This window comes from Vibrio sp. Isolate32, assembly GCF_022397955.1.
Taxonomy (GTDB): Bacteria; Pseudomonadota; Gammaproteobacteria; order Enterobacterales; family Vibrionaceae; genus Vibrio.
Window position 1 is genome coordinate 1 of sequence record NZ_JAKEUQ010000045.1, and the last position, 23,731, is coordinate 23,731.

The window sequence follows — 23,731 nt, forward strand, 5'->3', positions numbered from 1 at the left end:
ATTCCATGCCGAACTCAGAAGTGAAACACAATAGCGCCGATGGTAGTGTGGGGCTTCCCCATGTGAGAGTAGGACATCGCCAGGCTTCTATTTATTTTCACTTTTCAAAAGTGAAGACAAAAAGTGTAATGAACGACTTGTCAGCGACGACAAGTAGTCCACTGCGGAGTGGTAGTTCAGTTGGTTAGAATACCGGCCTGTCACGCCGGGGGTCGCGGGTTCGAGTCCCGTCCACTCCGCCACTTATTCAGAGTTTCAGCTATTTAAAACTGAAAATAGGGGTGTAGCTCCAATTGGCAGAGCAGCGGATTCCAAATCCGCGTGTTGGGAGTTCGAATCTCTCCACCCCTGCCATATTTAAGGCTCTAGCAGAATTGTTAGAGCCTTTTTGCTTTCTATGATTTGAAAATTAACCTCCTTCTCTAAATAAAAACCCCTCTTTTGTCTCCAAAATATTGTCCTGAATATGCACCTATTTCCTAATGGCGACTAGTATGAAAAGTAAGGATCATTCATTTGGAATAGTTATGAGGGTACTTTGTACATCGGCCCTGATTATTTGCTCGTTTTACGTATCGGCAACTCCGTGGGAAAAAGAAAAAAGCCCGACAAGAAACCCAACCTCATCAATTGGTAGTTATGCTAATGGTTGCCTTGATGGTGCGCAGGCTTTACCGATTAACGGCCAGGGGTATCAGGTTATTCGGCCCCAGAGGGAGCGCTACTATGGCCATACAGACGCCATAAAGTTTATTGAGAGGTTAGGTGTAACTACCAGCGAGAAACTCAATACTAATTTACTGGTTGGTGATATTTCTTTACCACGAGGAGGGCGCTTTTCGTCTGGCCATTCAAGTCATCAAACAGGGTTGGATATTGATATATGGTTAAGATTAACCAGTAATAGGCTGTCTGAAAATGAACTCGCAGTCCCTAAACCAGTCAGTGTTGTGGATCTCACCAACTACAAACTTCGTCAATCTAATTGGACTGATGACCATTTTCAAGTTATTCGCTATGCTGCGAAAGATGAAAAAGTGGTGCGTATATTTGTTCACCCAGTTATTAAGCTAGCCCTTTGTGAACAGGAAGTTTCTGATGCTAAAGAAAGAGTTTGGTTGGGAAAAATTAGGCCGTGGTGGGGGCATCATTCTCATTTCCACGTTCGTTTAAAATGCCCTGAAGGGAGTTCAAACTGTATTACTCAAGCTAATCCTCCTAAAGGTGATGGTTGTGATGAAGAACTAGCAAGCTGGGCACCAGAGACCATCCCCATACCTCCTCCTAAAAAGGTAGTAGCTAAGAAGAAAAAAAAGAAAATTAAAGTCATGCCTAGTCAATGTCTAGCCTTGATTTCGGATAAGTAATCGAATTTTATAAACGCGAGATTAAGAACATCGTTCGATATTAATAAAGGTAATGATGGCAAGAGCAATGCGTATTTGACAAAGTTTGATCAAAGATAGCGTGTTTTTGCGGTTAAACATACGGCTTGTATGCAGTATGCGAAATCAGAGTGGTTAAGACATAGGTTTAACGATGAAAGCTCGGGTATTTCAATTTCGAGAGATGACATTACCCAGCTGGTAGGCAGACAACGTTTTTAGATCCTAGCTTCGTAATTGATGTTTCACTTATGTAATGGCATTTGTGATAGATACCATTAGAAAAAACTTATATCTTGTTTCGATCGCTCATAACAATCGTAGTAAATAACTTGTCATCCTAGCTGATTAAAACGCTTGATAACTTCGTTAGAATTTCTAATTGTCGAATAACTACTTATCGAAAAACTTGCCTTGTTCTCAAGCCTTTTTCCTATGCTATTTCTGGCCATTGACTTACTGTGGTTGGTATCAATCAGTAAACTGGCGAGAAAGACTCGAATATCAATTTGAAAAGAGCTTTTCTGCAATATTTATCCAATCGGAAAAATCAGGCTAAAAAAAGGTTCAACTTATGGTTAAGTTGAACCTTTCTTCTTTTAGGTCAAGCCTTGAATGATAACAAACTTCTCTAGCAGCTCGTCTTCAGTTTCAATATGGTTTGGATCAGTGATGATGCACTTGGTTATTGGGCATACAGACTGACACGTTGGCTTCTCATAGTGACCTTTACATTCAGTACATAAATCCGGGTCGATTTCGAAGATGCTGTCACCCATAGTGATTGCGCCATTTGGGCATTCAGGGTCACACATATCGCAGTTTATGCACTTGTCAGTGATTAACAGAGCCATTGCTTACTTCTCGGTTTTCTAAGTAAAGTTACTTACCAGATGCATTGCGTGTGTCTTGGCCTTCGCTCAAGTTACGCATCAACAAGCCGTACTCTAAGTCTAGATCAGCTGGTACAGGGATAAATACAAAGTGACCGTTGCCTTTTGCGTCTTCAACTGCTTCAGACTTACGGTTTTCCATGATCTCTAGTGTGAAAACAACGTTACCTTTCGGTGTCATCATTTCTAAGCTATCGCCTACTAGGAACTTGTTCTTCACTTCTACTTCCGCTAGATCGCCACGGCGTTTACCTGTGAATTCACCAACAAATTGTTGAGTATCAGAGATAGAGTAACCGTACTCGTAGTTTTGGTAAGTGTCGTGAGTGTGGCGACGTAGGAAGCCTTCAGTGTAGCCACGGTGCGCTAGGCTCTCCAATGTACCCATTAGGCTTTCATCAAATGGCTTGCCTGCAACAGCGTCATCGATAGCTTTACGGTAAACTTGTGCTGTACGAGCACAGTAGTAGAAAGACTTAGTACGGCCTTCGATCTTCAGTGAATGAACCCCCATCTTCGTTAGACGCTCAACGTGCTGGATTGCGCGAAGGTCTTTTGAGTTCATGATGTAAGTACCATGCTCATCTTCAAACGCAGCCATTTTCTCTTCAGGCTTGTGTGACTCTGAAAGTAGAACCACTTCGTCTGTTGGTTTACCTAGACCTAGTGTGTTGTCTGGACGTTCGTCTTGAACTTCTACATCTTGCGTTTCTACTTCGTGAATAGCAACACCAGTAGGGTTTGCTTCAACGATCTGACCGTTCTCGTCTTCTTTTGCCGCTTCTGTTTTGTATTCCCAACGACAAGCGTTAGTACAAGTGCCTTGGTTAGGATCGCGCTTGTTCATGTAACCAGAAAGCAGGCAACGACCAGAGTACGCCATGCAAAGTGCACCGTGAACAAAGATCTCTAGTTCTGTTTCTGGACAGTGTTCGCGGATCTCTTCGATTTCTTCAAGTGATAGCTCACGAGATAAGATGACACGTTCAACGCCTTGTGTTGCCCAGAATTTTACAGTTGCCCAGTTTACAGCGTTAGCTTGAACTGAAAGGTGGATAGGCATTTCAGGGAATGCTTCACGAACCATCATGATAAGACCAGGATCAGACATGATAAGAGCGTCTGGGCCCATATCAACAACTGGCTTAAGGTCGCGAATGAAAGTTTTTAGTTTAGAGTTGTGTGGCTGAATGTTACATACAACATATAACTTTTTGCCTTGAGCATGAGCTTCATCGATACCGATTTGTAGGTTTTCGTGGTTGAACTCATTGTTACGAACGCGAAGGCTGTAACGTGGCTGGCCCGCGTAAACTGCATCTGCGCCGTAGGCGAATGCGTAACGCATATTTTTAAGGCTTCCTGCCGGTGATAATAGTTCAGGTACAAATGGTTTTTGTATAGTCATTGCTTCGTTCTCTAATCTGATCTCAAGTCAGGTTGATACCACCAAGTGATATCAAAGGGGCGCAAATTTTACGCTAAAATGAGTCTGGTTGATAGCCCTAAAGATAGCAATGATATTAAGAAGAGAGTGAAGGGATAAATATACGGTGGGAAAATAAGCTCAGGCACGGGGCACCTGAGCTTTGACGTTACTGATTAAGCGTTTGGTTGAGTTAATCCACCTAGTGATTCGAACAGATTCGGAAGGAACACACTGAACTCACCACATAGCAATGAGAAATCTGCATCAAAGCGTGCAGCTTGGTCCTCACGAGGAATATCGTCGTTCTCATCTTTAAGTTCATCGCTGAACTTCAGGCGTTTGATACTGCCGTCTTCTGCCAGGATGAATTCAATGCGATCTTGCCAGTTGATAAGCAGCTTGGTTACCACTTTGTTCGCTTCAATGTGGTTTTTAATCTCGTCGGCTTCTAGCTCTTGTTTCTTAACTCGAACAATACCACCGTCTTCTTGGATTGATTTAAGCTCAGCTTCATCAAGCATAGTAATGCCTTGAGGCGTATCGCCTGACTTAACCCATTCGGTTAGTGTTGTTTCAATCGCTTGCTCTGGAATTGCAGGGACAACCGGTAGGCTACCCATTGTTTTACGTAACAGCGCTAACACGTCTTCTGCCTTTTTGTAGCTGCTTGCATCAACCACGATGAAACCTTCTTTTGGCATGATCAGCGCGTATGTGAAGTTACTGCGGCTAAATGCACGAGGAAGAAGGTCAATGATGATGTCTTCTTTGAGGCTGTCTTTCTCTTTCTTTTTAAGAGGAGTACCAGACTCTGCTTCAAGTGTTTCAATTTTTGCATTCAGTGACTCTTTAATCACAGATGCTGGCAGCATTTTCTCTTCTTTCTTTGCACAGATTAGAATGCGGTTCTCTGATACGTGCGTCATCATATCGCCATGTTTACCCATTGCGTGCACCCAACCAAACTTCTGTTTGTCTTGGCTACCACAAGGAGTGAAGCGGAATTCTTCAAGTTGTTTCTCTAGCTGATCTGCGTTGAAATCAATATCACGATTGAAGCGATAGACTAGGCAATTTTTAAACCACATATATTTTTCTCATACCTTTTTAGAAGTGCCTCATGATATGAGATCTAATTCGATTTGTCCTTAGGTCTGTATCAAAAGTTATAAAGTGAAACGTTTGAGACAGTTATATGAAAATTTGTTTTCAAAGGTCACAAAAGTGTCATAATTAACTCAGATAATGCAATGCGTTGATTAAATACAAAGGCTATTCAATTATGTCGAGAAGGATTCTGGTCGTTGAAGATGAAGCACCTATTCGTGAGATGCTGTGTTTTGTACTTGAACAAAAAGGCTACCAAGCAGTAGAGGCTGAAGATTACGATACAGCGGTAAACAAGCTATGTGAACCTTTCCCAGATCTAGTATTACTAGATTGGATGCTACCTGGTGGTAGCGGGATAAACTTTATCAAGCACATGAAGCGTGAAGAGTTAACTCGCAGCATCCCAGTGGTGATGCTAACGGCTCGTGGTGAAGAAGAAGATAAAGTTCGCGGTTTAGAAGTTGGCGCTGACGACTACATTACCAAACCATTTTCGCCAAAAGAGCTTGTGGCTCGTCTGAAAGCGGTTATTCGTCGTGTAACACCAACGGCATTGGAAGATGTGATTGATGTACAAGGCCTTAAATTAGACCCAGTATCACACCGCGTGACCGCAAGTGAAGGTCCGGTTGATATGGGACCAACAGAATTCAAAATGCTGCATTTCTTTATGACGCACCAAGAGCGTGTATACAGCCGAGAGCAGCTGCTTAACAACGTTTGGGGTACCAACGTTTACGTTGAAGACCGCACGGTTGATGTACATATTCGACGCCTGCGTAAAGCGCTTGAATCTGCAGGTCACGATAAGCTAATCCAAACTGTTCGTGGCGCTGGCTACCGTTTTTCTACAAAGGCTTAATGTGGCTTCGCTGCCCAGTTTACGGAGTCCTGAATGGTTGAAAAGTTAACCTGGAAAAAGCTGGCTTGGGAGCTGGCTTTTTTTTACGCACCATGGGTTTTAGTCGGATGGATATTCGGTTATCTATCTTGGTTACTGCTGGCTGCTACGGTATTGCAGCTCGGCTGGCATCTACACAACCAAATGCGTTTATCGGCATGGTTGTGGGATGAGAAGCGTCTAACTCCACCTTCAGGCTCTGGAAATTGGGAATCTTTGTTTAACGGTATTTATCGTATGCAGCAGAGACAGCGTCGCAAACGTAAAGAGCTGACTAACCTTATTCGCCGTTTCCGTAACGGTGCAGAATCGCTTCCCGATGCGGTTGTGGTATTTCGCGGTGAAGGCAATATTGTTTGGTGTAACAAGCTTGCTCAGTATTTGTTGGGCTTTCGTTGGCCAGATGATTCAGGTCAACCGATCTCGAATTTGATTCGTACTCCAGATTTTATTAAGTACCTTAATAAGCAAGATTTCTCTGAGCCATTAGAGATGTCGTCACCACTGAATGTGGAGCGTATGCTCGAACTGCGTATTGTGCCGTATACCGAAGGTGAACACCTGATGGTGGTGCGTGATGTCACTCAGCTTAAGCAGTTAGAGGGTATGCGTCGAAACTTCTTCGCGAACGTTTCCCATGAGTTGCGTACACCAATGACCGTCCTTCAAGGTTACCTTGAAATGACGGAAGACCCAGACATGATCGTTGGCCCAATGTGGACCAAGGCGCATGGTGTAATGACTGAGCAGCTCAATCGAATGAACAGTTTGGTTAATCAACTACTCACGCTTTCGAAAATTGAAGCAGCACCAATGCATGAGTTGGATGAAGTGGTCAACGTTCCGGCAATGCTGGAAATTCTTGAGAAAGAAGCGGCGAGCCTTAGCGGTGAGCGCGAACATAAACTTGAATTTGATATCGATAAGAGTCTGCGTGTTCTTGCCGATGAAGACCAATTGAGAAGTGCGATTTCGAATTTGGTTTATAACGCGGTTAAATACACACCCGCAGGGGCAACTGTCAAAGTTCGCTGGTATCAAACAAGTCAAGGCGCGTGCTTAGATGTATCAGATACTGGTGATGGCATTGAACCTCAACACTTACATCGACTCACAGAGCGCTTCTATCGTGTAGATAAAGCCCGATCTCGTGATACCGGTGGTAGTGGTCTAGGATTAGCGATTGTAAAACATGCGCTTAGCCACCACGATTCACACCTCGAAATTCAAAGTGAAGTGGGCGCCGGCAGTCGTTTCCATTTCACGTTGCCAAACCGATTGACCGTGTAATGAGTGACTTAATACGCAGGATGCGTTTGCTGATTGGTTCTATGTTAGCGATGGTATTGGCGTGGCCAAGCTTCGCTGAGCAGAGTGTTGAATCACTGCCTGATTATTCCAAGGTTCCAGGTATCTCTGGAAGCTTGTTGTCGGTCGGTTCTGATACTTTGGCTGGGATGACGACACTCTGGGTAGAAGAGTTTAAATCCTATTATCCGAATGTGAATGCTCAAGTCCAAGCATCAGGTTCTTCTACTGCGCCTCCTGCATTGACGGAGGGGACTGCACATCTTGGTCCTATGAGCCGACCTATGCGTCTAAGAGAAGTCGAAGCATTCGAAAGAGAGCATGGATATAAGCCAACAGCACTGCGAGTTGCTATCGATGCGATTGGACTTTTTGTGCACCGAGATAACCCGATTGAGGGGCTTAACTTTCGTCAGATTGATGGCATCTTTTCCGAGACTCTACGCTGCGGGGCAACGAAACCCCTCAATAACTGGCAAGATCTCGGAGTCGATCAGCCATGGGCGAAACATCGATTCCAACTGTTCGGTCGCAATTCTGTATCGGGCACTTATGGATACTTCAAACAGAATGCACTGTGCGGTGGTGACTTTAAAAATCGCGTGAATGAGCAACCAGGCTCGGCTTCTGTAGTTCAGTCAGTCGCTTCATCCATTAGTGGGATTGGCTACTCAGGCATTGGCTACCGTGTAGCTGGTGTTAAGTTGATTCCTATTGCAGAGCTCGGCTCTAATTATGTTGAGCCCACGCGCGCGAATATCTTGAGCGGTGATTACCCTCTATCTCGTTTTCTCTATGTGTATGTGAATAAGCATCCGGATAAACCACTTTCTCCGGTTGAGAGAGAGTTCCTTACTTTTGTATTCTCAAAGCAAGGGCAAGAACTGGTAGAAAAAGATGGCTATCTAGCGATACCGTCTGAATTTGCAGAACAAGAACTCGCGAAAGTTGGGTTATAACTCATCAGATTCGATAAATAGCCAAGTGACTGTAGGCTATTTATCCTCACTTTAAATCTAAACACCAACCGGCACTTTTCCAGCGCTGCTGTTCTTCTTTTAACTCGTAGTCGAGTAGTTGGTTTGTATCTAACCAGTCATTATTTTCGCCAGTCAAATTCCAATGGTCATCCATTTTTATGGTTAGTTTTATATTGGGCACTGGTGCTTGGCTGCGTTGTCGATTGAGTAAGATTGCCAGCCTAAGTATTCGGATCATCAGCGTCACTTGTTGCAACGAAAACAGTGATAATGTTGGCAAGTCTTGCAGCTTGACCGCTTTTCTCTGATATCGAACGATAAGGGAAATCAGACGTTGTTGCTCGGTATTAAAACCGGGCATGGTGGTGTGTTTAATCAGATAGGCTGAATGGCGATGATATCCTTGGAATGCCACGCTTTGGCCTACTTCATGTAGCAATGCAGACCAACCAAGTAGGTCAAATAACTCTGCGTCTTTAGCGCCTTTCAGTTGTGGTTTAGCTTGCAGTAATAGGGTGTGAGCTGTCTCTTTGACTTTTTCGGCATGTGTTAAGTCAACATGATAGCGAGAGAGTAATGTTTCTGCGGTACGAGACCTGATATCAAGGCTCTTGAACTTATCTTCCATGTCATAAAGCACACCTTCTCTTAATGCCCCATCAGAGACATACAGCTCATCTATATTTAAGCTATCCATGACAGCGGAAAGAATCGTAACACCGGTAGCAAACACGTGCTTTCGCTCATCGCTTAAACCCAACAGCTTGATACTTTCTACAGATGAAAACTCCGTTAGATGGTTTTTTAGATAAGTAAGCCGCTGCGGAGTGATGTACTCATCGATAAAGCCCAATCCTTTGAGTACTTCTTTAACTGATTTCGCGGTGCCAGATGAGCCAAAAGCGATCTCCCAAGAGGCGGCTTGGTAGTTCTTAATGACAGGTGTTAACAGTTGAATCGCTGCGGTATAAGCGGTAGCAAAATGCTGAGAAGTTAACTGGTCATCACTAAAGAAACGTTGAGTAAAGCTGACGCATCCCATAGGTAAGCTATGCATTACTTCGGGTGTGAAGCCTTGTCCGGTCACTATCTCAGTGCTTCCTCCACCAATATCGATAACGAGCTTTGATTTGGAGGCGGTTTGAGTGTGCTCAACCCCGTTGTAGATCAATCGCGCTTCCTCTTGCCCTGAAATGATCTCGATGGGAAAAGGAAAAATGAGTTTGGCTTGTTCTATGAAGGTATTTGAATTTTTTGCTTTTCGTAGGGTATGGGTAGCAACAACTCTGACATCATCTATCTCAAAATCAGTAAGTCGTTCTGCGAATACTTTTAGACAATCTAGCCCGCGATTAATCGCTTGATCTGATAGCTGGTGGTTATCATCCAGCCCATTGCCTAACTGTACTTTCTGTTTATGTCGACTGACGAGTTGTAGATGTTTGCCAAACACTTGAGCGACCACCATATGAAAGCTGTTCGAACCTAAATCGATAGCAGCAATGCATCTTGATTGTTTGTCGTCACTTAGCGGCATGATTTCTTCTCTTGTTTGTACTTCTTACGAGCTTGCTTCTCTATATGTTTAATATAGTGGTAAGTGGCGAGTTGTGATGTGGAATGCGTAAGTTGAGTGTTGGGTGACGGCTTATACTGATTGCTCATCGCATGATCGATCATCCGCGCCTTACGTTTATCGTCAAAATGAAACTCGGTGATATCGATGATGGTTTGCTTGATCTTCGAATCTAGTATTGGTGTGGCTACTTCAATCCTATGATCAAAGTTGCGAGTCATCCAATCAGCGGAAGATATGTAAACCTTGGGCTTTCCAGCATTGTGAAAGATCATCACTCTTGGGTGCTCAAGAAAACGATCGATGACACTGATGACCTCAATGTTGTCACTTACGTTGGGTACTCCCGGAACCAGTGAGCACATACCTCGAATGATCATTCTAACTTTTACGTTGGCTTGACTGGCTGCATAGAGCTTTTTAATGATTTCGCGATCCACTAAGTTATTGAGCTTTAAGGTTATGCTCGCAGGCTTACCTTCTGAGGCATGCTGGATCTCTTTGTCGATCAGTTGATACAGACGCTTTCTAGTATTTCTCGGTGAGACTATCAGCTGTTTGAACTGCGTTTTCTGGTACGGGTTTTCGATGTATTTGAAAACTTGTCGAACTTCATGCGTGAGCTCTGGGTTTGCGGTAAGCAAGGAGAAGTCGGTATAGATACGAGCAGTGATTTCATGAAAATTACCCGTACCGATATGAACATAACTCTCCATAGCCTTGCCGTTCTTACGCCTGATGAGCAGTAATTTTGAGTGTATTTTTAGGCTAGGGATGCCATAAACCACCTTTACTCCGGCTTCTTGAAGTGTCTTTGCCCACTGAATGTTGGCTTGCTCGTCAAAACGGGCTTGAAGCTCGACCACCACGGTGACTTTCTTACCATTGTGGGCTGCATCAATGAGCGAGTTAAGTAACTTAGAACCTTCAGCCACCCGGTAAACGTTAATTTTGATGACCGTTACCTTGGGATCAAACGAAGCCTGCCTGACCAGTTCGGTAATGTGATCGAAAGTATGGTACGGGTAGTGCAACAAGATATCGCGAGCTTTGATTGCTTCAAAATAGTTACTGTAATGAGCAAACGGCGTACACTTAATCGGTGAGAGGGGCGTGTTAACGAGATCTTCTCGATTGAGGGCTGGGAAATCACAGAAGTGCTTAAAATTTTGATAACGACCGCCAGAAAGTACGCTGTCATAGTCTGATAGCTTGAGCTTGATTCGTAAGAAATTTAGCATCTCTTGTGGCATCTCGGTTTCATAGATCAAGCGTATCGGTAGCGCCGTTAAACGTTGCTCAATACCAATCGACATCGATTCTAAAAGACTGCAATTGCTGTCTTCTCGCAGGTCATAGTCTGCATCACGTGTCATTTTGATGGCGAAGCAACGCAGCGAATCGTATTCGAAGAAGCCTTTAAGTAAGTCGTCTAGGCAGAAGCGAACTATATTATCTAATAAGATCAGGGTAGTACGTTGTGAGTCTGACGGACTCGGCAGTTTTACAAATCGAGGTAAAGCGTCACATGGAATCTCTAACAGAGCGTATTGAGATGACCCACTGTGCTTAATATCGATAGCTAAGTAACTTTGTTCGTCATTGAGGATATTGAGCAGTTGGCTATCTTTGTTGAGTAGCAAAGGCGTGAGATGCGGGAGTATTTTCTTTCTAAAGTATTTTTTAAGCCAATCACTCTGCTCGGCATTAATTTGTTGTTCATTAACTAAAAAAATACGATTACGTGCTAATTCGAGCAACAACTCTTTGTAAAGTAAATGAAAACGAACATCTAGCTCATTTGCCTTCTGTTGCATCTGAGTCAGCAAGGTCTTTGAGGTGTCAGAGTTTGACTCAGGATCTTGCAATAAGATCTTGCGTTTTACGTCGGAAAATCGGACTTTGTAGAACTCATCGAGGTTTTTTGAGTAGATCCCTAGAAAACGAACTCTTTCGATCAAGGGGACAGACTTGTCAGCTGCCTCTTGAAGTACTCTTTCGTTGAACGATAACCAGCTAAGTTCTTTTGCGACATAGTCTTTTTCCATCGTATTGTTGATCCTTGAATGCTGACTATTAGGGTGACTAGTTTAATTTATAACGTTAGCGCTCACAAAAGTAATGATCTTTGGATAATAAAAAGGGTGAACAAACTTGTTATTAGTTTCAGTTGTTTAACGTAGCTTGTAATATAATTGTCATTTAAGATACATATTATGTCAGCAGCTAAAAAAAGGTAGATAAACAGATGTCTTCAGCCCAATTTTCATTGAAAGAGCGCGACAAAAAAAGATGGTTGAAAGATCGTCTCGTCCGTTTTTCGGTGACATGTGGTGGTGTCAGTGTTTTAGCTGCCTTGGTTTTGATCTTCGTATATCTAGCAATGGTCATTTTACCCGTTTTTTCCGATACTGGTTTAGAGACTGATCAAGCGGTTAAAACCGTAGCGGTAGATAAGCCTATCGCACTATCGGTTGATGAGTACGGTCAACATGCCTTTACTGTCGAAAAGTCTGGTTTGGTTCAGTTTTGGGACCTAGACTCGCAAAATACACACTCTTATTTCGAACGAAGTGTATTAGCAGATCCTATTGCCTTTTCTCGAAATACCCCTGCTGAAAATTGGTTTGCTTTTGCCGATAGCGCAAGTAATATCACTTTCTTCTACCCTGAGTATAGTGCGCCTGTGCTCCAAAAGGGCGCTGAAGCTGAACCAAAAATCGAGCAAGTTACTCTGCCTCAACCCTTCTTAGCCGACGAACCAGCGAATGGCGCGTTGATCGATAACTTCGTATTCTCTAAAAATGGACGCGATATTACTGTTGCCGCTCAGTTAACTGACCTACGAGTGCTAGTGAAGTGGTACCAAAGCGACTTGGATGGTGGCTATGTATTAAAGAATAGCCAATGGTTATCGGATAAGCTTGGCGCGCAGCAGCAGTTATTGATGACACCTGATGGGCAGACTTTATACCTTCGAGCAAATTCTGACTTAGTGGTATTAAAACTCGCAGAGAAAGGGTTTGATGTCCGTGAAGTAATCGACCTGAGTTTGAATGACGCCAAACACGGTGTGAAAAGGCTCGATTTGTTATCTGGTGCTTATTCGTTGTTGGTTACACATCAGGATGGACAAGTCTCTCAATGGTTTGATGTGCTTAAAGATAAAAAGCGCAGCCTAACCCATATTCGAGATTTCCAGCTCGCTGAAGAAGTACAATTTATCCTGCCAGATACCTACCGAAAAGGGTTCTATAGCTTCTATAAAAACGGCACATTACAGAGCCATTATACAACCAGCGAAAAGTTGTCTCTGTTTGCGCGTGCGTTTGATAAGTCACCTCAGTTAGCTGCGATGTCGGCCAATGAGCTACATTTGGCGACCTTGATTGATGATAAAATCAGTGTGGCGAAAGTCGACAATGAATACCCTCAGATTTCTTTCTCATCTCTGTGGCAAAAAGTCTGGTATGAGAGCTATCCAGAGCCGCAGTATGTATGGCAATCAACCTCTGCCAATGATGACTTTGAAGAGAAGTTCAGTTTAGTTCCTATCACGTTTGGCACCATCAAAGCTGCGCTATTTGCCATGATGTTTGCGGCACCTATTGCTGTACTGGGGGCCATTTATACCGCTTACTTTATGTCGCCACGCATGCGACGAGTAGTGAAGCCGTCGATTGAGTTAATGGAAGCTTTGCCTACCGTCATCATTGGTTTCCTCGCGGGTCTATGGTTTGCGCCAATTGTAGAAACCCACTTAACCGCTGTATTTTCTTTGATGGTGATGTTGCCTATTAGTGCTTTGATTACAGGACTTGTTTGGTTCTGTTTACCTAAGGTTGTGACAAGTCGTTTCTCTAATGGTTGGCACGCACTCATCTTGATTCCGGTATTGATTGCAACGGTCGTTATAGTATTCGCCGCGGGCAACAATATCGAAGCCTTGTTGTTTGACGGTGATATACGCACTTTCCTAGCTGGCTATGGAATCGACTTTGATCAGCGTAATGCTCTAGTCGTCGGTTTCGCGATGGGTTTTGCTGTCATCCCGACAATTTTTACGATTGCTGAGGATGCGATTTTCTCTGTGCCTAAGCACTTGTCTGATGGTTCACTCGCGCTTGGTGCTACCGCGTGGCAGACCCTAATTTATGTTGTTTTACTAACAGCCAGTCCCGGTATTTTTTCCGCGGTTATGATGGGATTAGGACGAGCGGTTGGTGAAACCATGATCGTCCTGATGGCGACAGGTAACACGCCAATTCTTGATTGGAATATTTTAGAAGGGATGAGGACACTATCCGCGACCATTGCTGTCGAACTTCCTGAATCGGAAGTAGGTGGGTCGCATTTCCGTTTGCTGTTCTTGTCAGCTCTGTTGCTGTTTATTTTTACCTTCGCTGTGAACTCGCTAGCGGAGTGGGTTCGCCAAAGGTTGAGAGATAAATATCGTGCTTTGTAGTGTTAATACGTCACCTCAATCTGAATCTACGCCTACAAATTTTTGGGGCTTAGCGAACGGTGTACATCGTTACTCGCTGAATCACTCTCAGGTAGCACATGATGAATAGACTCAAGTCATTACTATCATGGGTTAAATCTGGCTCGCCATGGATCTGGCTAACCGGTGGGGCGGTGAGCATCAGTATGCTTTCGGTTCTGGGTTTGATGCTCCTGATCGGCTGGAAAGGGCTGACCTACTTTTGGCCTGCGCCTTTGTATCAGTGGCAAGTTGATTCTAAAGATCTGTCTTTGGTTGTTGATCTTGATGAAACCGTATCTCAACAAGATGTGTTGATCGGTCAGCTGTATGAACGCAAATACATTCCAATAGAGCAAGTTCCGCAAGCTAACGATCTATTATCACCCCAAAATATTGCTACAGGGTTGATACAACGTTTGAGCATCAAGGTGGCCAATAGAGAACTCTATCCCGCTGATTTTGTTTCGATCCTAGATGTTAACCTATTGGAGCCAACCACTCCCCGAGATTGGGCTGTGATAGAGCGCAGTCGAGGTGGCTACTTTTTTGGTAAACCTGTTGGCTTTAAAACGGCATCGGGAACTTTTTATACCGATATCGACCAAAAGCTTAAAGACGGGTTAGCGTTCGCTGACACTCTGCGTGCTGAAACGTCACGCGTGGTAAACCAAGAGGTTCGTAATATCAGTTGGCAGTTAGAAAACTTACGTTTAGAAAAGCGCAAGTTAGAACTGAATGAATCTGTGAGCGATGAGTATCTTAAAACTTATACGGAGACTAGGCTTGAACTCAATAAGCAGTTAGATGAAGCTGAGATTAAGCTAGAGCACCTCAGAACACAGTTGAATGTTGAGAGCTTACTTGTTGAAGATATGACTGGGGAGCAGGTTGAAATCTCGCTCAGTCATATTCTGGATTACTGGTACCCAAATAATATGTCTTATCTTGAGAAGGTTGGACATTGGGGCCATCAAGTGTGGAAGTTCTTATCAGAAAACCCGCGCGAGTCAAATTCAGAAGGCGGCGTCTTCCCAGCTATCTTTGGTACCGTATTACTGGTTATTTTGATGTCGATTGTGGTGATGCCTCTTGGGGTGGTTGCGGCGCTCTACTTACATGAATACGCGAAAAACAACGCGCTTACCCGTTTGATTCGAATTGCGGTTATCAACCTAGCCGGTGTACCTTCAATCGTGTATGGCGTTTTTGGTTTAGGCTTTTTCGTTTATACCATTGGTGGCTCGATCGATACCCTGTTTTATGCAGAGCGACTACCTGCCCCTACCTTTGGTACACCAGGCTTACTTTGGTCTGCACTGACTTTGGCTGTGTTGACGCTCCCTGTCGTGATTGTGACGACTGAAGAGGGTTTAACGCGTATCCCGAGCTCGGTAAGACATGGCTCTTTAGCGCTCGGTGCGACTCAGTTTGAGACCTTGTGGCGCATTGTTTTGCCTATGGCAAGCCCTGCGATAATTACCGGATTGATACTGGCGATTGCAAGAGCAGCAGGTGAAGTAGCTCCATTAATGCTGGTAGGTGTTGTCAAGTTCGCATCAAGCTTGCCTGTTGATAGCCAGTTTCCGTATATACACTTAGATAGAAAGTTCATGCATTTAGGCTTTCATATCTATGATGTTGGATTTCAAACATCGAATATAGAGGCAGCTCGCCCATTGGTGTATGCGACTTCGTTTTTATTGGTTACGGTAATCGTGGGGCTGAATTTAACGGCGATTAATATCCGTAATAACTTACGTGAAAAGTACCGAACCTTAGGACAAGATTAAGATGTTCTCAATTAATGAAAGCTTGGGTTACCAAGCGCCTTTAGATGTACACAATCTAAAGGAAGAACAAATTGCTATCTCGATCGAAGGGCTTAATCTTTACTACAAAGAAAGCCAAGCGCTCGATGATATCTCTATGAAGATACCCAAAGGGCAGGTGACTGCATTTATCGGCCCTTCGGGCTGTGGCAAGTCAACTTTACTACGTTGTATCAATCGTATGAACGATCTTGTCGAAGGCTGTAAAGTTTCCGGAAAAGTGAAGCTTCATGGCAAGAATATCTATCACCCTAAAGTTGATGTTGCGACTCTGCGTCGTCGTGTTGGCATGGTATTTCAACGCCCAAACCCTTTCCCTAAATCTATCTATGAAAATGTAGTTTACGGACTGAGGTTGCAAGGCGTGAGTAACAGCCGAGATCTTGATGATGCCGTAGAACGATCACTGCGTGCAGCTGCGTTGTGGGACGAAGTAAAAGATCGTTTACATGAAAATGCTTTTGGTTTGTCTGGCGGTCAGCAGCAGCGTTTGGTGATTGCTCGCGCTGTTGCGATTGAGCCGGAGGTCTTGTTGTTGGATGAGCCGACATCTGCACTGGATCCTATTTCAACGTTGACGATTGAAGAGCTAATCAACGATCTCAAGACGCAATATACGGTCGTTATCGTCACCCATAATATGCAGCAGGCTGCGCGTGTTAGCGACCATACTGCTTTTATTCATATGGGAAAATTGATCGAGTACTCAGATACGGATTCAATATTTACATCGCCATTGAAAAATCAAACGGAAGACTACATTACAGGTCGATACGGTTAACGTTACCGTTCTCATCATTGGAGCTAAGTCACTCCAATATAAATGACTTATCCATTTCTTTTTAAGGAGCTGACATGCAATTTGGTCGCCACATCTCAGGACAATTCAACGTCGAGTTAGAGTCTATCCGTACCCATGTACTGACGATGGGCGGGTTAGTGGAGCAGCAACTCTCTTTTGCGATGCAGGCACTTAACAAAGATGATTTGGAACTAGCGAAGAAAGTGATTCGTGATGACCATAAAGTGAATGTGATGGAAGTGTTGATTGATGAGGCATGTACTCGCATTATTGCCAAACGTCAGCCAACGGCCAAAGATCTGCGTTTGATAATGGCGATCATCAAGACGATTACTGACCTTGAGCGCATTGGTGATGTTGCTTCAAAGATCGCGCAGGGTGCGATTGATATCCCTTCGACAAAAGAACAGAAATTCCACGTATCGCTAGAGCCTTTATGTCGACAAGCGATCACCATGCTGCACCAAGTTTTAGACGCATTTGCTCGAATGGATGTGGATGCGGCAGCCGAGGTACACAAACTTGATGATAAGTTGGATGCTGAATACGAAGCGGTGATTCGTCAGTTGATGACTTACATGATGGAAGACCCCAAGAATATTCCAAATATCTTGCAAGTGATGTGGTCTGCAAGAGCCATTGAGCGAGTGGGGGACCGTTGCCAGAACATTTGTGAGTACATTATCTACTTTGTTAAAGGTAAAGATGTACGCCACCTAGGTGATCAAAGCTTAGATGACGTTTTAAGGTAACGTATTCATCGACCCGATCTAATTTTATTTTTTGACGCCAGCCCTTTATCGATGAGGGCTCCTCTCACACTAGATATCTTGCTAGCATCCGTTACAGGTATTTGATAATCATCAATATCATCACTCCCCATTTGAGCATTCGAATTGCTTTCCATTAGGCTAGGTCTTGTCGATTTACCTGAAAGGTGGAGTGCAGGTACTTGGGTGGTGCTTTGAATAATTTTTGCGTTGTGAGCGGTAACGCCGGCCCCTGCCATGATAGCGATTCTGCCATTCGCTTGTTTGACCATCTCTTGCAATATATCGATACCTTTCTCTGCATTGCTCGCTAGCCCAGACGTTAAAACACGTTCACAACCAAGTTCGATAATCTGTTCTAGTGCTTTTTGGTAATCCTTTAGTTGGTCGATAGCACGGTGAAAGGTTACGCCAAGTTTTAGCTGGTGGGCTTTTGCGGTTAGTGCTTTCATAGCAGCCATGTCTATTTCACCTTGAGCGGTAAGTGCACCTAATACCACACCGTCTAAACCAGCATCGGCAGCGGCTTGGATATCATCAAGCATGCTCATCACGTCGTCATTATCGAAGATGAAGTCGCCTTGTCTTGGGCGAATCATTGCATACACAGGGACCGATGAGATGCGAGCGGCTTGCTTCATCATTCCTAGGCTTGGAGTTAATCCCCCAAGTGCTAGTGAAGAGCAGAGCTCAATACGATTCGCTCCTCCTTCTAGTGCATTGTATAGGGATTCTAGGTTATCGATACAAACTTCAATTTCGATGTTCATGCTATTTTACTCGTTCAAATTGAGACTTTGGAAATCATAGCAATCTTGAGACGATTCTGAATAGGTAGCGATAGAGGAAAATAGAGGTAAAGTTTCGCTTTGCAGTTACCCCTATTCATAGTGAAGATGAGCAAGGAATAAACCATTGTTGAAGCAATAGATGCAAAAAGCCCGAAGCGTTAACTTCGGGCTTTGAATAAGACTTTACTTCTTAACTGATTGGCGGTGCGCTTTGCGCTGTAGCTTATGCTTTATTTCTCTTTATAGAGAGTCATCCAACCATTCACCCGTGTTGAGTCGGGCTTAAGAATGTAATTACTTGCTTAGGTCATCAGCGTGCTCAGATAGGAATGCTGCAACGCCTTTTGGAGATGCGTCCATACCTGATTTACCTTCTTCCCATTGTGCAGGACAAACTTCACCGTTCTTCTCGTGGAAGTTTAGTGCGTCTACCATGCGTAGCATTTCGTCGATGTTACGACCTAGTGGAAGATCGTTAACTACTTGGTGACGTACAAGACCGTCAGCGTCGATTAGGAAAGAACCACGGAAAGCAACGCCTGCTTCTGGGTGCTCAACATCGTATGCTTTACAGATTTCGTGCTTAACGTCAGCAACTAGTGGGTATTTAACTTGACCGATACCGCCGTCAGCGATAGCAGTGTTACGCCATGCGTTGTGAGAGAATTGAGAATCGATAGAAACACCGATTACTTCAACGCCTTTAGCTTGGAAATCTTCTAGACGGTTGTCGAAAGCGATTAGCTCTGAAGGACAAACGAAAGTGAAGTCTAGTGGGTAGAAGAAAACAACCGCTTTCTTACCTTTAGTGAATTCTGCGAAGTTGAAGTTATCAACGATCTCACCGTTACCTAGAACAGCTGCTGCAGTAAAGTCAGGGGCTTGACGACCTACTAGTACCATTTTGGAATCTCCTAAAAAATTAGTTGGCCCAACACATCTTTGTTTGGGCTCCGTTTCTACGCGACAAACTATAGTACAATCGGTACTATAGAAAAAAGCGAATTAAATAGATTAAGTTCATCGAAAAAAGCGATAAGCTTATTCTTTGTCCTTTTCTCAGGTCTTAGGACCTTCGTGTAACTTATCCTACTCATATTACAAAGTAATTTCATGAATAAATGGCCAAGTCTTAAGCAACTTCACTATCTTGTTACTCTTCACGAAACACGCCACTTTAGCGACGCCGCAGATCGCTGTTTCGTTAGCCAATCGACGCTCAGTAAAGGTATCCAAAACCTAGAAGAACTGATCGGTTGTCCTCTGTATGAAAAGAAGGATAAAAAGAGCCCGCTCGTTTTCACTCAAGCGGGAGAGCTGGTGGTGAAGCATGGCCGAGAGTTATTGGCGAAAGGGCAAGACTTGGTTGAACTCGGAAACCTATGTAATGGGGATGCAATGCAAGGCCAGTTGCGAGTAGGATGTATCCCTACCATTGCGCCATTCCTTTTATGCGATTTGGTCCAAGAAGCCAATCATCGTTTCCCACAGTTGAACTTACTGTTACGTGAAGACACGACGACTAACTTATTGGCTGCATTACGTCATGGTGAGTTAGATGTGTTGATTCTGGCTTTGCCTGTCGATATCGACAACATGGAGAGTAAAGTTGTCGGGCAAGACCCGTTCAGAATGGTAATCAGTCGTAATCAAGCTGATGGTATTCGTGTCCCAATTAAATATGACGACTTGCCAGACGAGTCTGTATTTTTGTTGGAGAACGAGCACTGCTTAACCGAGCACGCGGTATCAGCTTGTAAGCTAACCGACAAAGAGAAGATAAACCCGTTCACCGCGACAAGCCTACATACATTGGTTCAAATGGTGGCCAATGGTTTAGGAACCACCTTTATTCCGCAGATGGCCATCGACCACGGTTTACTGGAAAACCAGAATCTCGTTGTGATCGATCCACCAGGCCAGCAAGCCTACCGCGATATCGGCCTTGTGTGGCGCCCAAGTTCGTCACGTCGTGAGACATTTCATCAACTAGCGGATGTAGTCTCGGAATTGCTTTAAATCTGAACATGAAATCAAAAAGAGCAGCTATTTGGCTGCTCTTTTTGTTTATTCACTAATAAGAAAAACGCCACAAATAGTGGCGTTGGAAATTTATCTATAGCGTTAGATTTTGAAAAAGCTCAGCAAGTCTTTTTGCTTAGCGGCTAATGAAGAGAGCTCCTCACTAGCTTGTTTGCTCTGCTCAATCCCTGAAACATTTTGATGAACAATATCAAAGGTCAGAGAAACATTTTGTGAAATATCCTGTGTCACGCCAGATTGCTCTTCAGAGGCAGTTGCTACTTGTGTATTCATGTCTGAGATGAGTTGCACAGAGTCAGTGATGGAGGCAAACGCTGTGCGAAGTTGTTCGCTGTACTGTCGAGATTCTTCTGCCAACGAAAGATTGGATTGCATAAATTGGTTCGCATCTTTCGCTTGAGCTTGAAGGCGAGATATTATTTCTTGAATATCGACCGTTGATTGCTGTGTTTTCGCTGCAAGGGAGCGAACCTCATCTGCTACCACAGCAAAGCCTCGACCTTGCTCGCCCGCTCGAGCCGCTTCAATTGCCGCATTCAATGCAAGCAAGTTAGTTTGCTCCGAGATCGAGTTGATTACTTCAATAACACTACCGATCTCTACCGAGTACTCTTGCAATTGATTGACGATATTTGATGTCTCTTCGATTGAGCTTTCAACTTTTTGAGAGATATCATCTGATGCGTCGAGTGAAACGCTGCCATCTTGAACATTAGTTGTTGCACCCGTCGCTGCGTTCTCAGCGTTAGCCGCATTTTGGCTAACTTCACTTGCCGTACTAGACAGTTCATTGATAGCCGTCGCTATTTGTTCCATTTGGCTCAGCTCTTGTTGAGCATTCCCTTCGGTTTGGCTCATCACTGCGGTTAGCTCAACGGAGGCCGCTGAAACATTGTCTGAAATTTGGTGGAAACCATCGATGATTCGACGTAGTTCTTGGCGCATTTCTAAAATGTTTGCGTATATACCGGTTTCTTTACCCGTAATTGGAATTTGTTTTACAAGATCGCCCTCAGCTACTTCGGCAACAATGGCTTGAATGTCACTTGGCTCACCTCCTACGACTTTCCATACACTGCGATAAATCGAGATAGCGATGGTCAGAGCGGCAGCGACAACAATGATAGAAAGAACACCGAGAATAAACTGAGCGTTAGAGAATCGTTCTACCATGCTTGGTCCAACAATGTCTTGTTCAGATTTTGTTGATAGCTTTATAGTTTCGATAGTTTTTGCAGCATTGACACCGGCAACATCAAGCGTTCCAGAAATGATGTCATTTCGACTGTTAATGGTATCAACGATCTTTGAAAATGTGCTGCGATACGTTTTGAATGCGTTCATGAAGTCTTTTAGGTAGCCGATTTGCTCCATCGACATCAATTGGCCTTCGATTGTTTCAGTGAGTATTACTACAGAGTCAAACTCCTTCTCAGCACGCTTAGCATCCTCTGCATTATTGCTGGTTAAAAATTTAGAAGCATAAAGCCTTGATAGTAGAACATGCTGTTGAAGGTTGCCTGAACTGATAGCGACGTCGAGATCTTCTTCAGCTGAAGCCTGAGTCATCAAGTTGGTCACAGCTTTACGCATAGCGACTCCTGATGGGTCTAAAGAGTCTTGAACTAGCTCGTTTCTTGTATTGACGAGCTGAACAACTTGGTTAAAGCCTTGGCTATATTGCTCAAGCTGTTTTTTGATCGTCAAAAATTCATTTTTGTGTAGATCGTCAAGATGAGAACTCAAAAGGTCATCTATCAATTGGTTTGATGCGGTGATACGCTTATCCAGTTCAGCAGAATGAGACGGATTCGGATTTTTTATGTATTTAAGAGCCGATAAACGAGTTTCCAGTATGTTGGCTTGAATTCTCCCGGTAGAGACACTTGTTAACGCAAGAGAGCGGTAAGTATTGAACCCGTTACTTGATTGGTAAAAGCGTAACGAAGCAACGACTGAAATAACCAAAATTAGCGCGAGAATCACACCAAAACCTAAGGACAGCAATTTCTTTAAACTCATAAATATCATTCCTAGTAAAGCAGCTTGTTTTATTCTTAATAAAACCTTGCATTCTTACTGAAAAATATATCAATAAATAGTAAGCGTCTTTAAATTGACTCATTCAACCCGGCTTTATTGCGTAATTCAGTTTAGAGGCAGAGCCGCCCGTTTCGAGTATTTCTTAGTCAATACGATAAGTTTCAGGCATACCTAACCCAGTAAGCTTGTTCAACGCTTTTATCATCGCGTAAGTTTCACCCACTTGGGCATTATAATTTCTTAAGCTCAGTTGTCCTCCTAGCAACTGTTTAACTCGATACATCGCGGTTGCTGAGAGTGAACGTTTGTGGTGTCCATACCGCTCTTTCAATACTTATTTGAGCCGTATAATTTCTGACAACTCACGGTGAGATTTCGAGGGTGACCCCGCCCCCAAAAGGCTGCCCCTTCTCTTGGGGGAACAAGTGTAATGGCTCCCTTAATCTTAATAGCAGCATGACACGCTCTCGTGTCATAAGCCCCATCATCAGATACCTCGAGGATACTTCGACGTGTTTGTTTCAGTAAGTTAGGGAGAACTGGGCTTGTTCTGAGTAGTTCGTTGTTCATTTATCCAAAGAGCCAAAGCCTTTAGCAAAGATTCCGCAACAACGGAACGCAAGATGCGAACTATCGTGTGTCTGCGAGGGATACCATGTTTGAATGGTCTATATTTTCTTAACCAATCGAGCTTTTCTTCGCCATAAAATTCAATATCTTGCCAACCTTCACATCCCGATGCGATAGCGCTGATCACAAAGAACATCACATCAATAAGGTCGTATTTCTGATTGATGTCCGATCGAGTACCTTTTACGACAGATAAGTGTTCAATAAGGTTCAAAATGACTACATTGCAGAATTAGATCACATTATTTAACAAAGTGCGATCCCGCCCTGACTTGTATAGACACCAACCCATACTGTCTTTGTCTATATCTTGTCCGTAATTACGTTTAGCAATTACCGTTTCTGCGCCACGCTCCTTAACAAAAGTACGAAAAGGTTCGCTGTCATATCCTTTATCACAAACGATGGTATTAACTTCATCGAGTTGCTCAACTAAGCTTTTCAGCATGCACTATATCTTGGCGTTGTCCTTCTGATAAGCTTATCTACCCCCCCCCCCCCTCCTTTTTTTTGGTTCATCGCGGATTAGCGGGAACTAAAAACAAAAAAAAACGGTAGTAAGTGATATGGTTTAGTCGCCAAACAAAAATCATACACAAACTACCGTTTCCATGCCGAATCATACTTTCCTATCTTCATTCTGGGAAGGCTTTAAAATAGTAAAGTCTCACCAGACAGCATCACTTATTACCCTGACTCTTAAACCTAACTCTGAGGCGAAATGCCCTTGTGGTCTTGAGGCCGAGGCTATCCAT

General features: G+C 43.7%; 18 protein-coding genes, 2 tRNA genes and 4 pseudogenes. 13 read left to right on the forward strand and 11 right to left on the reverse strand.

Annotated features, from left to right (window positions below):
* The 5 genes and pseudogenes from L1D11_RS21010 to L1D11_RS21030 all read left to right on the forward strand — a co-directional run.
* On the forward strand, positions 1-188 hold a 188-nt coding region (locus L1D11_RS21010), incomplete at its 5' end, for a hypothetical protein (RefSeq protein WP_239862762.1).
* Positions 166-242, forward strand: a tRNA-Asp gene (locus L1D11_RS21015). The genes L1D11_RS21010 and L1D11_RS21015, both read left to right, overlap by 23 nt.
* Positions 243-277: 35 nt before the next feature.
* Positions 278-354, forward strand: a tRNA-Trp gene (locus tag L1D11_RS21020).
* Between the two features lie 173 nt (positions 355-527).
* Positions 528-1,367: a penicillin-insensitive murein endopeptidase gene (gene mepA, locus L1D11_RS21025; RefSeq protein ID WP_239833390.1), complete on the forward strand. Its 840-nt coding sequence runs from the start codon at positions 528-530 to the stop codon at positions 1,365-1,367.
* 129 nt (positions 1,368-1,496) lie between these two features.
* A pseudogene (locus L1D11_RS21030) lies at positions 1,497-1,701 on the forward strand (hypothetical protein); the annotation flags it as partial.
* A gap of 283 nt (positions 1,702-1,984) precedes the next feature.
* Here L1D11_RS21030 and L1D11_RS21035 read toward each other — a convergent pair.
* From L1D11_RS21035 to rdgC, 3 genes are all read right to left on the reverse strand, one after another.
* Positions 1,985-2,239 (reverse strand): YfhL family 4Fe-4S dicluster ferredoxin, encoded by a 255-nt coding sequence (locus tag L1D11_RS21035; RefSeq protein WP_004740368.1) that lies wholly within the window; start codon positions 2,237-2,239, stop codon positions 1,985-1,987.
* Positions 2,240-2,267: 28 nt separating this feature from the next.
* Positions 2,268-3,686 carry a tRNA 5-hydroxyuridine modification protein YegQ gene (yegQ, locus tag L1D11_RS21040; RefSeq protein WP_239833380.1) on the reverse strand — a complete coding sequence of 473 codons (1,419 nt, stop codon included), beginning with the start codon at positions 3,684-3,686 and terminating at the stop codon, positions 2,268-2,270.
* Between the two features lie 194 nt (positions 3,687-3,880).
* Positions 3,881-4,795, reverse strand: coding sequence for a recombination-associated protein RdgC (gene rdgC / locus L1D11_RS21045; RefSeq protein WP_008223904.1), 915 nt, complete (start codon positions 4,793-4,795; stop codon positions 3,881-3,883).
* A gap of 194 nt (positions 4,796-4,989) precedes the next feature.
* On the opposite strand from rdgC, the gene phoB reads away from it, so the two are divergent.
* From phoB to L1D11_RS21060, 3 genes are read left to right on the forward strand one after another with little or no spacing between them, the layout of a single operon-like run.
* Positions 4,990-5,679 (forward strand): phosphate regulon transcriptional regulator PhoB, encoded by a 690-nt coding sequence (phoB, locus tag L1D11_RS21050; RefSeq protein WP_239833381.1) that lies wholly within the window; start codon positions 4,990-4,992, stop codon positions 5,677-5,679.
* A 33-nt stretch (positions 5,680-5,712) separates the two neighbouring features.
* Positions 5,713-7,008 carry a phosphate regulon sensor histidine kinase PhoR gene (phoR, locus tag L1D11_RS21055; protein WP_239833382.1) on the forward strand — a complete coding sequence of 432 codons (1,296 nt, stop codon included), beginning with the start codon at positions 5,713-5,715 and terminating at the stop codon, positions 7,006-7,008.
* A gap of 20 nt (positions 7,009-7,028) precedes the next feature.
* Positions 7,029-7,985 carry a phosphate ABC transporter substrate-binding protein gene (locus tag L1D11_RS21060; RefSeq protein ID WP_239833391.1) on the forward strand — a complete coding sequence of 319 codons (957 nt, stop codon included), beginning with the start codon at positions 7,029-7,031 and terminating at the stop codon, positions 7,983-7,985.
* Between the two features lie 46 nt (positions 7,986-8,031).
* On the opposite strand, the gene ppx is transcribed toward L1D11_RS21060, so the two are convergent.
* Positions 8,032-9,543, reverse strand: a complete 1,512-nt coding sequence (ppx, locus tag L1D11_RS21065; RefSeq protein WP_239833383.1) for an exopolyphosphatase — start codon at positions 9,541-9,543, stop codon at positions 8,032-8,034.
* Positions 9,534-11,630 (reverse strand): polyphosphate kinase 1, encoded by a 2,097-nt coding sequence (gene ppk1, locus L1D11_RS21070; RefSeq protein WP_239833384.1) that lies wholly within the window; start codon positions 11,628-11,630, stop codon positions 9,534-9,536. Before ppk1 ends, ppx begins: the two co-directional genes overlap by 10 nt.
* 200 nt (positions 11,631-11,830) lie before the next feature.
* On the opposite strand from ppk1, the gene L1D11_RS21075 reads away from it, so the two are divergent.
* From L1D11_RS21075 to phoU, 4 genes are all read left to right on the forward strand, one after another.
* Positions 11,831-14,047: an ABC transporter permease subunit gene (locus L1D11_RS21075; protein ID WP_239833385.1), complete on the forward strand. Its 2,217-nt coding sequence runs from the start codon at positions 11,831-11,833 to the stop codon at positions 14,045-14,047.
* Positions 14,048-14,148: 101 nt separating this feature from the next.
* A complete protein-coding gene (gene pstA / locus L1D11_RS21080) occupies positions 14,149-15,858 on the forward strand; it encodes a phosphate ABC transporter permease PstA (RefSeq protein ID WP_239833392.1) in 1,710 nt (569 codons plus the stop codon).
* 1 nt (position 15,859) lies between these two features.
* On the forward strand, positions 15,860-16,678 hold the full coding sequence (pstB, locus tag L1D11_RS21085; RefSeq protein WP_239833386.1) for a phosphate ABC transporter ATP-binding protein PstB: 819 nt from the start codon (positions 15,860-15,862) through the stop codon (positions 16,676-16,678).
* A gap of 74 nt (positions 16,679-16,752) precedes the next feature.
* On the forward strand, positions 16,753-17,451 hold the full coding sequence (gene phoU / locus L1D11_RS21090) for a phosphate signaling complex protein PhoU (protein ID WP_239833387.1): 699 nt from the start codon (positions 16,753-16,755) through the stop codon (positions 17,449-17,451).
* Between the two features lie 5 nt (positions 17,452-17,456).
* Here the strand turns inward: phoU and L1D11_RS21095 are convergent, their stop codons facing one another.
* Complete coding sequence (locus tag L1D11_RS21095) at positions 17,457-18,239, reverse strand: copper homeostasis protein CutC (protein WP_239833388.1); 783 nt, start codon at positions 18,237-18,239, stop codon at positions 17,457-17,459.
* A gap of 315 nt (positions 18,240-18,554) precedes the next feature.
* Entirely contained in the window at positions 18,555-19,163 is a 609-nt protein-coding gene (locus L1D11_RS21100) for a peroxiredoxin C (protein ID WP_004740353.1), read from the reverse strand.
* 210 nt (positions 19,164-19,373) lie between these two features.
* Between L1D11_RS21100 and L1D11_RS21105 the strand changes: the two genes are divergently transcribed.
* Entirely contained in the window at positions 19,374-20,279 is a 906-nt protein-coding gene (locus L1D11_RS21105) for a hydrogen peroxide-inducible genes activator (RefSeq protein WP_017090958.1), read from the forward strand.
* Between the two features lie 105 nt (positions 20,280-20,384).
* On the opposite strand, the gene L1D11_RS21110 is transcribed toward L1D11_RS21105, so the two are convergent.
* The 4 genes and pseudogenes from L1D11_RS21110 to L1D11_RS21125 all read right to left on the reverse strand — a co-directional run.
* Positions 20,385-22,325, reverse strand: coding sequence for a methyl-accepting chemotaxis protein (locus L1D11_RS21110; protein WP_239833389.1), 1,941 nt, complete (start codon positions 22,323-22,325; stop codon positions 20,385-20,387).
* Positions 22,326-22,488: 163 nt separating this feature from the next.
* Positions 22,489-22,892 (reverse strand): annotated as a pseudogene (locus L1D11_RS21115) (IS5/IS1182 family transposase); the annotation flags it as partial.
* Positions 22,888-23,190: pseudogene (locus tag L1D11_RS21120) on the reverse strand (ISAs1 family transposase); the annotation flags it as partial. The pseudogenes L1D11_RS21120 and L1D11_RS21115, both read right to left, overlap by 5 nt.
* A gap of 57 nt (positions 23,191-23,247) precedes the next feature.
* Positions 23,248-23,455, reverse strand: a pseudogene (locus L1D11_RS21125) (transposase); the annotation flags it as partial.
* Between the last annotated feature and the right edge of the window lie 276 nt (positions 23,456-23,731).

Excerpts from the sequence above, each read along its gene's own strand:
- phoR (WP_239833382.1), top strand. The coding sequence starts at position 5,713 with ATGGTTGAAAAGTTAACCTGGAAAAAGCTGGCTTGGGAGCTGGCTTTT.
- yegQ (WP_239833380.1), bottom strand. The coding sequence starts at position 3,686 with ATGACTATACAAAAACCATTTGTACCTGAACTATTATCACCGGCAGGA.
- L1D11_RS21060 (WP_239833391.1), top strand. The coding sequence starts at position 7,029 with ATGCGTTTGCTGATTGGTTCTATGTTAGCGATGGTATTGGCGTGGCCA.
- phoU (WP_239833387.1), top strand. The coding sequence starts at position 16,753 with ATGCAATTTGGTCGCCACATCTCAGGACAATTCAACGTCGAGTTAGAG.
- pstB (WP_239833386.1), top strand. The coding sequence starts at position 15,860 with ATGTTCTCAATTAATGAAAGCTTGGGTTACCAAGCGCCTTTAGATGTA.
- L1D11_RS21095 (WP_239833388.1), bottom strand. The coding sequence starts at position 18,239 with ATGAACATCGAAATTGAAGTTTGTATCGATAACCTAGAATCCCTATAC.
- mepA (WP_239833390.1), top strand. The coding sequence starts at position 528 with ATGAGGGTACTTTGTACATCGGCCCTGATTATTTGCTCGTTTTACGTA.
- ppk1 (WP_239833384.1), bottom strand. The coding sequence starts at position 11,630 with ATGGAAAAAGACTATGTCGCAAAAGAACTTAGCTGGTTATCGTTCAAC.
- ppx (WP_239833383.1), bottom strand. The coding sequence starts at position 9,543 with ATGCCGCTAAGTGACGACAAACAATCAAGATGCATTGCTGCTATCGAT.
- L1D11_RS21075 (WP_239833385.1), top strand. The coding sequence starts at position 11,831 with ATGTCTTCAGCCCAATTTTCATTGAAAGAGCGCGACAAAAAAAGATGG.
- L1D11_RS21035 (WP_004740368.1), bottom strand. The coding sequence starts at position 2,239 with ATGGCTCTGTTAATCACTGACAAGTGCATAAACTGCGATATGTGTGAC.
- rdgC (WP_008223904.1), bottom strand. The coding sequence starts at position 4,795 with ATGTGGTTTAAAAATTGCCTAGTCTATCGCTTCAATCGTGATATTGAT.
- L1D11_RS21110 (WP_239833389.1), bottom strand. The coding sequence starts at position 22,325 with ATGAGTTTAAAGAAATTGCTGTCCTTAGGTTTTGGTGTGATTCTCGCG.
- L1D11_RS21100 (WP_004740353.1), bottom strand. The coding sequence starts at position 19,163 with ATGGTACTAGTAGGTCGTCAAGCCCCTGACTTTACTGCAGCAGCTGTT.
- pstA (WP_239833392.1), top strand. The coding sequence starts at position 14,149 with ATGAATAGACTCAAGTCATTACTATCATGGGTTAAATCTGGCTCGCCA.
- L1D11_RS21105 (WP_017090958.1), top strand. The coding sequence starts at position 19,374 with ATGAATAAATGGCCAAGTCTTAAGCAACTTCACTATCTTGTTACTCTT.
- phoB (WP_239833381.1), top strand. The coding sequence starts at position 4,990 with ATGTCGAGAAGGATTCTGGTCGTTGAAGATGAAGCACCTATTCGTGAG.